Annotated in this window: 10 protein-coding genes; 8 read left to right on the top strand and 2 right to left on the bottom strand. The window is 45.8% G+C overall.

The window, feature by feature from the left end:
* Positions 1-14: 14 nt before the first annotated feature.
* The 8 genes from OCU46_RS02595 to OCU46_RS02560 all read left to right on the top strand — a co-directional run bounded on the left by OCU46_RS02595 (position 15) and on the right by OCU46_RS02560 (position 13,526).
* Positions 15-3,413: a response regulator gene (locus tag OCU46_RS02595; RefSeq protein WP_141269715.1), complete on the top strand. Its 3,399-nt coding sequence runs from the start codon at positions 15-17 to the stop codon at positions 3,411-3,413.
* Positions 3,414-4,010: 597 nt separating this feature from the next.
* Positions 4,011-5,684, top strand: coding sequence for an ABC transporter substrate-binding protein (locus OCU46_RS02590; RefSeq protein WP_141269717.1), 1,674 nt, complete (start codon positions 4,011-4,013; stop codon positions 5,682-5,684).
* 150 nt (positions 5,685-5,834) lie between these two features.
* The gene (locus OCU46_RS02585; protein ID WP_141269719.1) at positions 5,835-6,821 is read left to right on the top strand and encodes an ABC transporter permease; all 987 of its coding nucleotides are present in this window, start codon (positions 5,835-5,837) and stop codon (positions 6,819-6,821) included.
* 1 nt (position 6,822) lies between these two features.
* Entirely contained in the window at positions 6,823-7,851 is a 1,029-nt protein-coding gene (locus OCU46_RS02580) for an ABC transporter permease (RefSeq protein ID WP_141269721.1), read from the top strand.
* A 2-nt stretch (positions 7,852-7,853) separates the two neighbouring features.
* The gene (locus tag OCU46_RS02575) at positions 7,854-8,840 is read left to right on the top strand and encodes an ABC transporter ATP-binding protein (RefSeq protein WP_141269723.1); all 987 of its coding nucleotides are present in this window, start codon (positions 7,854-7,856) and stop codon (positions 8,838-8,840) included.
* An 18-nt stretch (positions 8,841-8,858) separates the two neighbouring features.
* Positions 8,859-9,854 (top strand): ABC transporter ATP-binding protein, encoded by a 996-nt coding sequence (locus OCU46_RS02570; protein ID WP_141269725.1) that lies wholly within the window; start codon positions 8,859-8,861, stop codon positions 9,852-9,854.
* A gap of 61 nt (positions 9,855-9,915) precedes the next feature.
* Positions 9,916-11,646, top strand: a complete 1,731-nt coding sequence (locus OCU46_RS02565) for a glycoside hydrolase family 9 protein (protein ID WP_141269727.1) — start codon at positions 9,916-9,918, stop codon at positions 11,644-11,646.
* Positions 11,643-13,526, top strand: a complete 1,884-nt coding sequence (locus OCU46_RS02560) for a beta-N-acetylhexosaminidase (RefSeq protein WP_141269729.1) — start codon at positions 11,643-11,645, stop codon at positions 13,524-13,526. Before OCU46_RS02565 ends, OCU46_RS02560 begins: the two co-directional genes overlap by 4 nt.
* On the opposite strand, the gene OCU46_RS02555 is transcribed toward OCU46_RS02560, so the two are convergent.
* The gene (locus tag OCU46_RS02555) at positions 13,523-14,548 is read right to left on the bottom strand and encodes an ABC transporter ATP-binding protein (protein WP_141269731.1); all 1,026 of its coding nucleotides are present in this window, start codon (positions 14,546-14,548) and stop codon (positions 13,523-13,525) included. The genes OCU46_RS02560 and OCU46_RS02555 overlap by 4 nt on opposite strands.
* Positions 14,548-16,173, bottom strand: coding sequence for an ABC transporter permease (locus tag OCU46_RS02550; protein ID WP_141269733.1), 1,626 nt, complete (start codon positions 16,171-16,173; stop codon positions 14,548-14,550). Before OCU46_RS02550 ends, OCU46_RS02555 begins: the two co-directional genes overlap by 1 nt.
* Positions 16,174-16,221 lie beyond the last annotated feature (48 nt).

Here is a 16,221-nt window from a genome sequence, read left to right as displayed (position 1 = left end):
TGAATTAGTACCCTATGTCAAAAAGTCACGCTCGCCCAAAGTTTAAACGTCTACAAAGCACCCTTATGGGCGCCTTTATGCTGGTCAGCCTTATCCCAATGCTGCTGGTTGCTTTTTTCTTTCTTCGTTCTCACACTCAAGACCTTCAAGAACAAAGCACCACTTACCTAACCTCGATGAGAGATGGCAATGCCAACAAGGTTAGCGCTTACATAGGAAATCTTGACTCAGAAGTGATTGGCTTTGTTCATTCGGAATTGGCTTACGCCAGTGGTGGACGTTTTTATGGGCTGATTGACTCTTTTAGACGCTTAGGGAAAGACCTAGAAGAATCTAGAAGCATAGGTCAACAGAGGTATATTCCAGGCTCAGGGGATGCTATCCGCACCAAAACCGTCAGAGGCAACGACAACTACACCAGTGTTGAGCGCTACCGATTACTGCATAAGCGCTACCATTCAACCTTCCAAAGCTTGTTAGAGCGCTCGGACTTCGATGATATCGCTTTAGTGGATCTCGAGGGCAACGTCGCCTATTCAGTCCATAAGTATGATTACTATGCAACAAACCTAAATTCTGGTCGCTACAAACAAACCGAATTGGGCGATTTGTTCAAGCAACTAAAAGACTATGTTGCCACAAATAAAGACTCCTTAGAGCAATACAATGACATTGTTCTTATGAGTGATTTCTCCATTGAAGGTAACTCGAGCAGCACTGAAGAAGTCGCTTGGTTTGCTGCTCCAATCGTGCAAAGAGGTTATTTACATAGCTATGCGTTCTTTCGACTGCCTCTGTCTGCGCTCACTGACCTCATCACCGAGGAACACCTCGTTAACCTGAATGTATCCTTATTTGATAAGTCCTTAAAACTACTCGCAAGCAGTAGCGATGATGTTGATGCCAAACAGAGCTCTCCTGTGGCCATAAAGGCTCTTGAAGGCTCTGCCGAGGTTGAAACCTATACCAACTTATCTGATGACAACACCATCGCTGCCTATGCACCTATTGATGTACACGGACTCACATGGGCCGTGGTGGTTGAGACTCCAGAAGAAGTCGCGTTTGAACGAGTTAACCAGTTATTTAAGCTGTTTTTCATCATTGTATTGAGCGCTGCCATTGTCGTAGTAGTAGCCTCTCACTATCTGTCGAACTTCATTACCACCCCATTGCTCAAGCTTACGTGGGCCGCTGAGCGAATCTCTGCAGGAGATCTGAAAGAAAATGTTGAAGGCACTAAGCGCAAGGATGAGATAGGAAGGCTCGCAGTCAGCTTTGAGAGAATGCAGCGTTCTATTCGAGAAAAGATTGAATTAATCAAAGAGCAAAACAAAGAGCTCGAATTTAACCTAGACACCATTGCCACGCAAAATGGTGAGCTTCAGCTTGCTGATAAACTAAAAGATGAATTCTTAGCTACCACTTCCCATGAACTAAGGACACCACTGCACGGCATGATTGGAGTCGCGCAAGCTATGCTTAGCGAGGCTCATGGAAGCGTACCGCCTTCTCAACGATACCAATTAGAAATCATCATCAATAGCGGGCATAGACTGTCTAACTTGGTGGATGACCTATTGGATTACCACAAGATGCAATATGGTCATTTGCAGCTTGAACCCACCGCAGTTTCGCTCTCATCTGCATCTCAGCTGGTTGTCGAGTTATCAAAACATCTGGTTGATAAGAAGCCCGTTCGTATCATCAACCAAATTGATAGTAGCTTGCCTATGGTTAGTGCCGATCCGCAAAGGCTTGAGCAGGTGCTGTACAACCTTGTTGGCAACGCGATCAAATTCACTTCGGAAGGCAAAGTGATCTTGAATGCAGAGCAGCAAGGCGAACAACTAAGAATACAAGTGATCGATACCGGACATGGCATCCCTAAAGAGGATCTAGATAATATATTTGAGCCTCTAACTCAAAGTAACTCTTCTGGTTACCATCAAGGCACAGGGCTTGGGTTATCCATCAGTAAACGTTTGATTGAAATCATGCGCGGCGAACTGACTGTTACCAGCCAACCCATGCTCGGCACTACCTTTACCATGACTCTGCCACTTGCCAGCAAGCAAGAACTTGATGCCTTCAACAGTGAATCAGAAACTGAACATTATTCTCGAGAAGAGTTTCATCAAACCGAGTTTGATGAGCAGTCCCTCTCTTTGCCTAAGAATCCAGATGGCAAGCTAGTCATGATCGCGGACGATGAACCTGTGAACCTCAAGATTCTGGAAAGTTTCTTGCGAGTAGAGGGATATAGGGTGGTGAGCGCGCATAATGGCCGAGAGGTGCTTGACCTTATTGCTGAGGAAAAACCCGATATCCTGCTGTTAGATATCATGATGCCGGAGCTGAGCGGATTCCAAGTTTGTGAGTACTTACGTAACTTGTATAACTACAACGAACTGCCAATCATCATGCTCACCGCTTTGAACCAAACTGAAGACAAAGTGAAAGGCTTTGACTGTGGTGCCAATGACTATCTGGTTAAGCCATTTAATAAGCAGGAGCTATCCGCGCGAATTCAGGTACATATTAATGCTAGTCTGTCGGAAAGGCGTAAGCAGGAGAACGACTCACTAAGTGCTGAACTCACCCAGCGTGAAAGAGTCGAATCTTTACTTCTAGAGACTCAAACTAAGCTTCTCGAGCAACTAGAGAGTACTCCAGAGGCCATCGTTTGTATCAACGAAAACCATAAGATTACCTTTGCTAATAAATCGGCTACTGAACTACTAAAGCGCTCTATTGAGCAAATCAAGCGCTCGCAAATTGAAGAGTTCATTGCGCCGAAGCACCTGCAATTTGATCAGCCACACCGCAGCATGGATATCGATGTCTTTGTCGATGAAACCAAACAGGTCATAGCCAGTGATATCTTTACCCTGCCGTTAGAAACCGGGTTAAGAGGCATGATTATCTTCAACTCAGATCCTGATGATGCTAACCAACGCATCAATAATCTCGAAGTCGCGCTGGATGCCTTAGCGAGCTACGCTTTTGCTGGCGATAAGTCACAACTAGAAGAGCTTAAAGAGCTAGGGGATGAGTTTGCAGACTTGGTCGAACAGTTAGATAACAGCAAGGACAACAAACAGCAGAATATGCGACAACTGCTCGTAGACTGCATGTCATCAGCACTTGAGTATTGGGAAAGCCATGACGGCAATACCAAATTCAACTTCGCTGAGCAAAGTGGTCTATGGCGTGTATATCTGGATAGAAGCACCCTGCAAACCAGAACGCTGGATAAATACCTAAGAATAGAGACGCTACCCAAGACTCCACGCTGGCGTACCGTGCTCAATTCTCTAGACTTTATTCTTGCACACTCAAATCACGATGATGCTCAGCGAGCACAGTTAGCTGATTTAAGAGAACAACTACAGAGCTTAGTCACCCAATAACACTTAAAGAAAGAGCTTTTTACACCCTGTAATAAGCTCTTTCGTTATTTGCCACTCTTATTTTCCAGTTCTAAAAAAGAATGAGAGACAACGATATTCCCTACCCTAAAAAGCCCTATACCGACCCCTTTAACGCAGATTTATTCAAATTTGCGAGCATAATCACAACAAATTCATAGTCATATTTTTAACTTGCGAATAAAGTAATAAAACTTAGTTCAATCAAGATCACGAACTAACAAAAACATGATGTAAACACTACTACATATAGCAATAAGAGTAAGTAAACACTAACAACACTCATATTTCCCATTGTGACCTGTATAAAAAAACAACTGACCCAACACCTAATAACGCCGCTATATTAACGATTTTGACATCAAAATGGCCTTGTTTAACGTTTTTGACGGGAATGTAAATTGACGATTTTGACTGGAGAGACAATTCTACTCTCAACCAATGGTTCTCAGAGTCATACAGATGACCCGCCACAGTTAAGCAGTCACGTCGTTGGGTGGCACTGTTTAAGCAACTGACTCAGGCAATCAAGCTTGGTTACTTACTAATAAAGAAGCAAACACAGACTAAGGATAAACTATGCTTGCTAACATAAAAAAAACAGCTCTTGCTACCGCGGTAATCGCAACTGCAGCGACTGCAATCTCTGCACCAGTAGCAGCAAGATCGGAACTTACTATCGTACCTGATTTCTACCCTACAATGGTTCGCAACTTTAACCCCTACTTAGCGACGAACCTGCGCACTACGACTGACTTTATCTACGAGCCACTGGTTGTTTTCAATGAGATGCACGGCAATACACCGGTTATGCGTCTGGCTGAAAACTTTGCGATGGCTGATGATCTAAAGAGCGTTACCTTTGATATTCGCAAAGGCGTTAAATGGTCTGATGGTGAAGCTTTTACTGCTGATGATGTAGTTTTTTCTTTCAATCTAGTTGCTAACAACACGGCATTAGACCAGACAGGTATCAACAAGTGGGTAAGCAAGGTAGAAAAGCTGAATGATTACCAAGTTCGCTTCTTGCTAACAGAAGGCAATTCAAACGTTCCTTATGAAATTGCTAAGGTACCGGTTGTTCCAGAGCATGTGTGGTCAAAGGTTGAAGACCCAACGTCTTTCACCAATGAAAACCCTGTGGGATCAGGCCCATTCACTGAAATCGACACCTTTACTCCTCAGCTATACATTCAGTGTGAAAACCCTAACTACTGGGATGCAGACAACCTAGATGTTGACTGTCTTCGTGTTCCCCAGATTGCTAACAACGATCAGCTTCTAAGTAAGATTGTTAACTCTGAACTGGATTGGACATCGTCTTTCATTCCAGACATTGACCGTACCTACAAAGCCGCTAACCCTAATCATGGTTACTGGTATCCACCAGCAGGCACACAAGCGCTGGTTGTGAACTTTAAAAACCCAGATCCAGCAAAGAATGAAGCACTCACTAATGTAGATTTCCGTCGTGCTATGGGTATGGCGATTGACCGTGAAACTATCATCGATATCGCATTCTATGGTGCCGGAACGGTGAATGATTTTGGCTCAGGTCTTGGTTATGCATTCGAGGCTTGGTCTGATGAGGGAACTCACAGCAAATACCAAAAATTCAATTCATACCACCCAGAAGATGCCCAAAAGCTATTGGAAGAAGCTGGCTTTAAGGACACCAATGGTGATGGCTTTGTAGAAACTCCATCAGGTAAGTCTTTTGAGCTGTTAATTCAGTCACCAAACGGTTGGACAGACTTTAACAACACCGTTCAACTGGCTGTAGAGCAGCTAAACGAAGTTGGCATCAAAGCGCGTGCTCGTACTCCTGAGTTTGCGGTATACAACCAAGCCATGCTTGAGGGTACTTACGATGTGGCTTACACCAACTACTTCCACGGTGCTGACCCACACCTATATTGGAACAGTGCATATAACTCAGCTCTGCAAGAAGGCAGTGGTATGCCTCGCTTCGCAATGCACTTCTACAAGAATGAAGAGCTAGACAACCTTCTAAACAGTTTCTACAAAACTGCAGACAAAGATAAGCAAATGAAGATTGCTCACGGTATTCAGCAGATCATTGCTGAGCATCAAGTAACAATCCCAATCATGTCTGGCGCAAGCAACTATCAGTACAACACTACTCGATTTACGGGTTGGTGGACTGAAGACAACGCCAAGGGCCGTCCAAATATCTGGGCTGGTATTCCTGAGCGCCTACTTCACGTGCTAGATCTAAAACCTGTCGAGTAATCGACATTCAAAGGCGCACCAAATGGTGCGCCGATTAATTCCCCTCAAAGTCAATAACAACTATGGCGCTAAAGCGTCAGGGGACTCTTCGCCCAAAAAGCGAGCTTTATCCGAGATAAGGAAAATAAATCGGATAGTTAAGGTGTAGGTATGGGATATTTTCTAAGACGTCTATCGTTCTATTTTATCGCGCTGCTAGTCGCAGCGACGATTAACTTCATTATTCCGCGAGCAATGCCTGGTGACCCCGTTACCATGATGTTTGCTAACGCGACAGCCCAAGTGACTCCAGAGCGCATCGAGGCCATGAAACAACTGCTCGGCTTTGTTGATGGTCCGCTGTGGATGCAATACATCACTTATATCAAGAGTATTCTTAGCTGGGAGCTAGGTACCTCTATCAAATTCTACCCACTGAGCGTCAATGAATTGCTTGGCGGCGCCTTTGGTTGGTCTTTATTTCTAGCCGGCACTGCAGTGGTGCTTTCATTCTCTCTTGGCTCAATATTAGGCATCTTCGCTGCTTGGAAACGTGGTAGCAAATACGACACCTTTATCACCCCAGGTATGCTGGTTATTCAAGCCGTACCCCAGGTAGTTATCGCTATGCTGGCGATGTTCATCTTCGCTATTGGTCTTAAATGGTTCCCTACTGGTTACGCGTACACCGCAGGTATAACGCCAGACTGGACCAGTTGGGAATTTATAAAGAACGTTGCTTATCACGCAATACTGCCCTTATTTTGCGCCTCAATTGTGCAAATTGGTGGTTTCCTAGTGAATATGCGCAACAACATGATTAACTTGCTAGCTGAAGACTACATCACCATGGCAAAGGGCAAAGGCCTTAGCGAGAACCGAGTAGTATTTAACTACGCTGCGCGAAACGCCTTACTACCCAGTGTCACAGCCCTTTCTATGTCATTGGGTATGGCGATTGGTGGACAGTTAATCATCGAGATCATCTTTAACTACCCCGGCCTCGGCACTGTACTTTTTAACGCAATCACCTCTCGCGACTACCAAGTGCTGCAAGGGCAACTATTAATCATGACCCTATTTATGCTGTTCTTTAACTTGCTAGCTGACATGCTGTATGTACTGCTAGATCCTCGCCTACGCAAGGGAGGTAAGTAACATGAAAGACATACTAAAACTGATTCGAGGCAATACCGTTGCCATGATTGGTGTATTCATTCTAAGTACATTTTTGTTTATCGCTATTGCAGCCCCGCTGATCACTCAGCACGCTCCGGATAAGCGTACAGGTAAGCCTCACGAGTACCCTGGCTTGATAGTCAAAGCCGCTCAAGCAAACCCTGAGGGTTGGGTAGCACAAAACCTAGCAACTGACAGCCGCACCCTACGAATGTCTAAGGATGCAGAACACACCTTAGGCACAACGCGAATGGGTCGCGATGTATGGGCACAGGTAGCCTATGGCGCGCGCGTATCGTTAGCTGTTGGCTTTGGCGCAGGCTTAACTGTGTGTTTTCTTGCGACCATTATTGGCGTATCCGCAGGTTACTTTGGAGGAAAAGTTGATGAATTTCTGACTGCCGCCATGAACATCATGCTGGTGATTCCTCAATATCCATTGTTGTTCGTTGTCGCCGCCTTTATTGGCGAGGCAGGACCGTTAACCATTGCGCTTATCATAGGTCTCACCTCTTGGGCGTGGGGGGCTCGTGTCGTAAGAGCACAGACCCTTGCACTACGTGAAAAAGAGTTTGTTAAGGCTGCAGAAGTCTTAGGTGAGTCTTCATTTAGGATCATCTTTGTAGAAATACTGCCGAACCTAATTTCTATCGTGGGTGCCAGTTTCATTGGCTCTGTGATGTACGCAATCATGATGGAAGCCACTATCTCCTTCTTAGGTATGGGCGATCCCAACACCATCAGTTGGGGCATCATGCTGTACAACGTACAGACCTCCTCTTCTATGTTAATTGGCGCTTGGTGGGAACTATTGGCTCCATGTATGGCGTTGACGCTATTGGTCACAGGCCTAGCACTACTTAACTTTGCGGTTGATGAGATTGCTAACCCACAGCTTCGCTCTCATAAAGGCATGCGTCGCTGGAAAAAAATGGCCAAGTTAGACAAGAAAGAACGCAAATCTGAACCTGTTAAGGTTCCAACCCACCCAATCATGCGCGGAGACTGATCATGACTGAACCATTAATTTCTGTGCGTAATCTTTGTGTGGATTACATTACCGATGCAGGTGATGTGCGAGCATGCAATAACGTGAGCTTTGATATCGCTCCCGGTGAAGTATTTGGCCTAGCGGGTGAATCTGGCTGTGGTAAATCCACCGTTGCCTTCTCCCTGATGCGCCTGCACAAGCCACCTGCTTTTATCTCTGGCGGAGAGGTGATCTTTAACGGCGAAGATATTCTGCAATACAGTGACGACCGCATGCAGGCGTTTCGCTGGAGCGAGATGTCTATGGTATTTCAAAGTGCCATGAATGCCCTTAACCCAGTATTGCCAATAGAAGAGCAGTTCTGTGACGTTATTATGCGCCACACTAACATGACTCGAGAGCAAGCGATTAAACGCGCAGAGGGACTACTGGAGATCGTTGATATCCATCCTAGCCGACTGAGCGATTACCCTCATCAGTTCTCCGGTGGCATGCGCCAAAGATTGGTCATTGCCATTGCCTTGGCCTTGAACCCTAAGATGATCATTATGGATGAGCCTACTACGGCACTTGATGTGGTGGTGCAGCGAGAGATCCTACAAAAGATCTACGCTCTAAAAGAAGAGTTTGGCTTTTCTATCTTGTTTATCACCCATGACCTTTCACTGATGGTGGAGTTCTCTGATCGAATCGGGATCATGTATTCAGGGGAGTTGATTGAAGTGGCTCCTGCCAAGCAAATTCTTGAGCAGCCCTTCCATCCTTATACTCGCGGATTAGGTAGCTCCTTCCCGCCACTAACTGGTCCTAAAACCAAACTGACAGGTATTCCTGGTAACCCATTGAACCTACTAGAAATCCCTGAAGGTTGTCGCTTTCAGGCACGTTGCTCCGAGGTCACAGAGCGATGTAAGACAGTCCCTACGCACTTGCGTCAGATAGAGCATCAACGCTTTTCAAACTGTCACCTGTTTGGTGAACCTATCGCACAACAAGAAGTCAGCTAAGGCCATTGGAGAAGTAACATGAGCAAAGCAACAGGCGAATTACTCATTGAAGGCAAGAACTTAGTCAAAGACTTTCCTGTGAGTAGCAACGCACTCAAAAACCCAATGATGCGAGCCATCAATGACGTGTCATTTAAGATGTATAAGAGCCGCGGATTATCGGTAGTCGGTGAGTCTGGTTCAGGTAAGTCCACCACCGCCAAGATGATTGCCAAGATGTACGCACCGAGTAATGGCAGCATCGAATATCGTGGGCGTGATATCCAAACCATCACTAAAAAGTCAGACCTAATGCGCTACCGCGAGGGAGTGCAAATGGTATGGCAAGACCCCTTTGGCTCTCTCAACCCAACCCATAACATCTTTCACCATATAGCCAGACCACTTTTGATCCATAAGAAGGTGTCGCGAGGGAATAAAAAAGAGCTACAAGAGCGTGTTTACGATCTTCTTGAGCAAGTTGGCTTAATCCCGCCAAAAGAAACAGCAGAAAAGTTTCCGCATCAACTCTCTGGTGGTCAACGCCAAAGGGTAAATCTAGCACGCAACATTGCTGTAGGTGCCGAAGTGGTACTTGCTGACGAACCTACCTCTATGCTGGATGTGTCCATTCGCGCAGGCGTACTCAACCTGATGGAGGAGATGAAGTTTGAAAAGCAGATGTCTCTTTTGTATATCACTCATGATATTGCCACAGCGCGTTACATTGCCGAAGACATCGCCGTAATGTATGTGGGTCACATGGTGGAATGGGGGGACACCGATGAGGTCATAGCCAACCCTCAGCATCCGTATACACAATTGTTGGTCTCTGCTGTGCCCGATCCAGCCAAATCTATCCACGAAAAATTGGCTGGCAATAAAGGGGAAATCCCCCTTTGGACTCCGGAGTCTGTTGGCTGTCCTTTTGCTGGGCGCTGCCTACACGCTACCGACAAATGTAAAGATAAACTCCCTGAAGTCACTCAACTGTCCGATAACCACTTTGTACGCTGTTACTTGCACGAGGGTTAAGAGTGACTTCTGTTTTGGCCCCCACTTTTGGGGGCTATTTTTCTATAAGGAATAACGACTTATGCAGTTGTTAATCAATCAAATCGGCTATTCCACTGCGGCCAATAAACAGGGAGTCCTTCTCTCTCCTTACGCTCTACCCCTTGAAACAGTAGACAACCTAGATGTCATCATTGTTGATACTGCCACCAAGCAAGAAGTGGCTCGCATTCCACTGCAGCCCGGCTCTCAGGTGGATCAATGGAACATAGGGTGGAGCTACCCTTTTGACTTTAGCAAGCTCAACAAAAGCGGGACCTATCAGGCTCGCTTTGAAGACTGTTCATCACATTCGTTTAAGATTCAGCCTCAACTATTGTTCAAGCGCACCTTTTCTGATCTTTTGCATTATTTCAAATCTCAGCGTTGTAGTGGTATCTATGATCAAGCAGATCAACAAGCGAAACTGTTAGGCTCAGAGCGAACCATTGATGTCTCTGGTGGTTGGTATGATGCCTCTGGCGATGTAAGCAAATACCTAAGCCACCTATCTTATGCCAACTATATGAATCCACAGCAGATTCCTATGCTGGTTTGGAATCTGCTTTCTAGCTTAGACAAGTTAAAGGGGGAGCCAAGTTGCCACTCTTTCACTCAAGCGCGTCTGATTGACGAGGCCTTATTTGGCGCTGATTTTCTGGTGAGAATGCAAGATGTAGAAGGCTTCTTTTACATGACGGTGTTTGATCAATGGAGCAAAGACCCTGCCCAGCGAGACATCTGTGCCTATAAAACCCAAGCAGGCATTAAGCTCGATAGTTATCACGCAGGCTTTCGCCAAGGAGCGGGGGTTGCTATTGCTGCCCTCGCCTCTGCCGCTAGGCTTAAGCAAAGCGGTGAGTTCAGCAATAGCGCCTACTTGCAACAAGCGGAGCTTGGCTATTGGCACTTGATTGAGCACAACCAAAACTATCTAGACGATGGTACTGAGAACATTATTGATGAGTATTGCGCGCTACTTGCAAGCATCGAACTCTATAAAACAACCAGTGAGCCTCGCTATTTAGATGAGAGTCGCAGTTGGACTAAAAAGCTTATTGCTCGTCAGTCTAGTGATGATTACTGCCATAACTTTTGGTCAGCCAATAGCGATGGTTCTCGCCCTTATTTTCATGCTGCAGAAGCGGGATTGCCCGTTATCGCCCTATGCTGTTTTCTCGATATTGAGACAGATATTGAGATAAGAAGTCAGGTAGTCGACATCATCAATGCATCGTTATTATTTGAGCTCAGCATCACTCAGAAGGTAGCCAATCCCTTTGGCTACCCTAGGCAGTATGTCAAAGATGTTAGCGGCGAGAAACGTGATGCATTTTTTATTGCTCAAGATAACGAGTCAGCCTATTGGTGGCAGGGAGAAAATGCTCGCCTTGCCTCACTGACCGCGATGGCGCATTTTGCACTTCCATATCTTTCTGGGCACTTAGTTCCTCAGGTACAAAACTACGCACAACAATCCCTTAACTGGATTCTAGGCCTTAATCCCTACGATATGTGCATGCTCGACGGGCATGGACACAACAACCCAGATTACCTTCCAGAATTAGGCTTTTTCAATGCAAAAGGAGGGATTTGTAATGGCATCACCGCAGCCTTTGATAACCCGCTAGGCATTGGATTTAAACCAGCAGAATACGCAAATAACCTAGAACAAAACTGGCGCTGGGGAGAGCAGTGGCTACCTCATGCGGCATGGTATCTATTAGCTATCGCCTATCAAACCAGTGATGAATTATCAGGAGACTCTCAATGAGCCTATTTCGTCTCGACCTAAAAGTCATTAATCAAACTGAGCAGCGAACTCGTTTTTCAATGACGCTTAGCAACCACTCTTCACAAACACTCGAAGATTGGACTCTCTATTTTTCCATTACCCGCTTTTTAGATGCAAGCAGCAATACGCTAGGTGAGCTTTCTCAGTTGGGTAGTTTCTGCACATTAAAGTCACTGCCTAAGCTTAAATGCGGTGGCCTATTCAACACTGAATTTGAGATGGCAACACCACCTTTACAGCTGCAATGTGATGGTATTTTAGAGGCGTTTATTACGACGCCAGAGCACAATTCTGTGGAGGTGACACCGCTGGAACTCATAGAACCTAAACTACACGCACAGCCTTTAAGCGCGGTACGCAAGGCGAGCTTTGGCATTATTCCTAAACCCCAGGAGACAAATATTGGCTCTGGTGTCTTTGAATTTACTCATCAAGAAGGGATATTTGTAGAGAGCGAGCACGCAAAAGAAGCGGCTTTATGGCTGATTGAAGCAAAGCCTGAACTAGGTTTAACCTTAAGTGATCAAGCAAGCAGAATCGTGTTTAAGCAACTTGAAGGCTTATCTCAGCAGTCTTACCAATTAGAGGTATCTTGCAACTCAATCACTCTATTTGCCAGTGACTGCCAAGGGTTTAGTCACGCTGTCGCCTCCCTATTGCAACTGCTTGGCAATGGCGTCAAAGCCACTTGCGTTCAGATATCAGATAGCCCAGTTTATAACTATCGAGGGATGATGCTAGATTGCTCAAGACACTTCCATGAACTTGAGCAGATCAAATTGATCATTGATCAACTGGCTCGCTATAAATACAACCACTTTCATTGGCACCTCACCGATGATGAAGGTTGGCGTATTGAGATCAAAGCCTTCCCTGAGCTGACCGATATTGGTGCATGGCGAGGCAAAGACCTACCTCTTACCGCTCAGTTCAAACACATCGATTCCAAGTATGGTGGGTTCTATTCTCAGCAACAGATAAAAGAGGTGATTGCCTACGCTAACCGTCGAGGGATCACTGTGATCCCTGAAATCGATATACCGGGTCATTGCCGCGCAGCAATCAAGGCACTGCCTCATCTTTTGCTCGATAGTGAAGACAAGTCTATCTACCGCAGTGTGCAGCACTATACCGACAACGTTCTCTCCCCTGCATTAGAAGGAACCTATAAATTCCTCGATAAGGTACTAGAAGAGGTCGCTGACTTGTTCCCTGCCCCTTACGTGCATATCGGTGCAGATGAAGTCCCTGAAGGGGTTTGGACAGATAGCAAAAAATGCCAAGCGCTAATGGCAGAGCACGGCTATTCTGACGCCAAAGAACTGCAAGGACATCTATTGCGCTACGTAGAAAACAAACTAAGCAGTTTGAACAAGCGAATGCTTGGTTGGGAAGAGGCTCAGTATGGCGATAAGGTTAGCCAGCAAACAGTAATCTATTCGTGGCAGAGCGAAGAAGCAGCCATAAAATGTGCACGCAAAGGCTTTGATGTGGTGCTGCAACCGGGTCAATACACCTACCTCGATATGGCTCAAGAATTTGATGCGACCGAGTCTGGATTCTATTGGGCGAACATCACTCCGCTAAAACACGCTTATCACTATCGTCCATTAAGCGAGATTGAGGCTAACGATCCTATCCAACAGAAGGTGTGGGGAATCCAAGCGGGATTATGGTGTGAACTCATTGATAGCGCCGAGCGACTGCAATATATGGTGCACCCTAGACTGCAAGCCATCGCAGAGGTCGCGTGGACTAAAGAAACCAACAAAGATTGGGATGATTTCTTATCTCGTTTACAGCTTGATCTAGAAGGGTTAGAGGGTCGCGGTATCCAATATCGCAACCCTTGGTCTTAAAAAGCCAGCAGCTGAGTTGGGGTTAAGGTAACGTCAACTCGGCTACCAATATCTAATTGCTCTATGGAGCTAGACAGTAGCTTATGTCCATCCACATCAATAACGTAGCGGAAGTGATCACCCATAAACTGCTGTTCTAGTACCTTAGTTAATCCATCAGGATTTGCAGTCAGTTGCAGGTGTTGAGGCCTAAACAATATATGGGCCTGCTCATCGGTACTTTGCTGCTTAGAGAGTGCGTTAACCACACCAAGGGCAGTTTGATATACCCCTTGCTCTACTCTGCGCCCTGGTAAGTAGCTGCCACCACCAAGGAAGTCAGCCACAAATCGGCTCGAAGGGTTGTGATACAAATCGCTTGCGGTACCAAACTGCTCAATGACTCCCTTATTCATCACCGCCATTTTGTCGGCAAAGGCAAAGGCTTCTTCTCTGCTATGGGTAACAAAAATGGCTGTTACCCCTGCTTGCTTGAAGATAGAGCGGATTTGGGCAATCAATTTATGGCGTACTTGGGTATCGATATTCGAGAATGGTTCGTCCAGCAATAGTAGATCAGGCTTATAAGCAAGAGAGCGCGCAATCGCCACACGTTGCTGCTGACCACCCGATAGTTGATGAGGGTAGCGGTCGCCGAGATCTTGCAGGTGAACCATTTCTAGCATCTGCAGAACACGCTCTTTCTGTACTTCTTTCGCCAGTTCTTGGATACCAAAACAGATATTCTCAGCGACTGTAAGGTGGGGAAATAGCGCGTAATCCTGAAAGATCATCCCAATATTACGTTGCTCAGGTGCAACCCAATGCTTGCCATCATCAATAACATTGCCGTTGAGTTCGATATAGCCTTTAGTCAGAGGCAATAAACCTGATATCGCCTTAAGCAACGTGGTTTTGCCACAGCCACTGGCACCTAGCAAACAGACAATCTCTCCTTGCTTAACCTTTAAAGACAAAGACTCAAGAACAGTCTGGTTGTCATACTTACAGGTGAGGTCTTTAATGGCTAAGGTACGGCTCATTAGTGTGGTTGCTCCAAAGAACGGTTGACGATAATTAACGGAATCAATCCGACAAGCACAAGGAGAACAGCAGGCATCGCTGCGATTTCCAATTGCTCATCGGAGGCAAAGTTATACACGTAGGTGGCGAGTGTTTCAAAGTTAAATGGTCGCAATAGCAATGCCGCATTTAGCTCCTTCATCGACTCGATAAACACCAATAAAAAGGCGATGAGTGCCCCACGCTTCATTAATGGTATATGCACACGCTGTAGCATCTGGGTACTGTTACATCCCATAGTGCGCGCCGCCATATCCAATGATGGTGATACCTTATTCATACTGCTTTCGATAGTGCCAATGGCGACCGCAGAGAAACGCACTACAAAGGCAAACACGATGGCGAACATTGACCCTGAAAATATAAGACCGGGTCTGCCCCAATCCATTGCCTTAGCAATATCATTAACAAAATGATCAGCGGTTAATACCGGCACCATAACGCCAATAGCAAGCACAGTACCAGGTACCGCATAGCCTAACGATGCTAGGCGCACGAACACATTGCTACTCTTGGTTGCAGATAGGCGATTGTAGAAATTCAATACCACCGCGATAACCAGTGCAATCAATGCCGCCAACACAGAAACCTGCAGACTATTCATCGCATACTGATAAAACTGAGTTGTCCAACTTTCCGAGAAATAGCGATAGGCGTACTGACAAAGTTGCAGTAAAGGGAAGATAAAAGCAACCGCAACAACCGACCAACACCAGGTAACCGCTGCCCACTTTTTCCAGCCTTTAAGTTCGTAACGGAAGTTCTCATGACTATTAAATTGGTTCTGGAACAGTTTCTGCTTTCGACGACTGTATCGCTCAGCACTGATAAGCAAAATAATAACCAGCAGCATAATCGCTGAGATCTTCGCAGCTGCACCCAAATTAGAGTAACCGAGCCAAGTATCAAATACCGCTGTGGTAAGCGTATTTACTGCAAAGTAGCTTACCGTACCAAAATCACCAATGGCCTCCATTGCCACAAGGGATAGACCAACGGCGATAGAAGGACGAATAATCGGTAACGATATACGCCAAAAGCTTTGCCACGGTGAGCATTTTAGCAATCTAGCCGATTGCAGAATACTGACGCTCTGTTCCATGAATGCCGCGCGACACAGCAGATAAATATATGGATAGAGAACCAAAGACAGCACCCAGATAGCGCCACCTAAAGTGCGCATATCAGGAAACCAGTAATCTCCAGGCCCCCAACCAGTGATGTCCCGTAGGAAAACCTGCAAAGGACCGGCAAAGTCAAACCAGTCCGTAAATACGTAACCGACGATATAACCAGGCATTGCCAGTGGCAGAACCATTGCCCACTGCAACACTTTTTCTGAAGGAAGGCGACACATGGCCATTAGCCAGGCGCTTGGAATACCAATTAACAAGGACAGCAACATCACACCAAATACCAACCAGAAGGTATTTGAGACGTAGGTAGGCAACACCGTAGCAAAAAGGTGGGAGAACAAATCGTTGTCACCACCAATACTGGTGTAAAAAATGGCTAAAATTGGCAAAACCAGTAGCACAGCTAACAGTGCGCTACTGGTTCGAAATACTGGATAGTTTTCTTTCATCAAATAACTTGAAAAGGCGTCCTAAAGACGCCTTGTTTCTAAACCTTA

Source organism: Vibrio comitans (genome assembly GCA_024346835.1).
GTDB lineage: Bacteria > Pseudomonadota > Gammaproteobacteria > Enterobacterales > Vibrionaceae > Vibrio > Vibrio comitans.
Note: the sequence above shows the minus strand (reverse complement) of the source record. Positions and strands in the feature narration are given on the sequence as shown.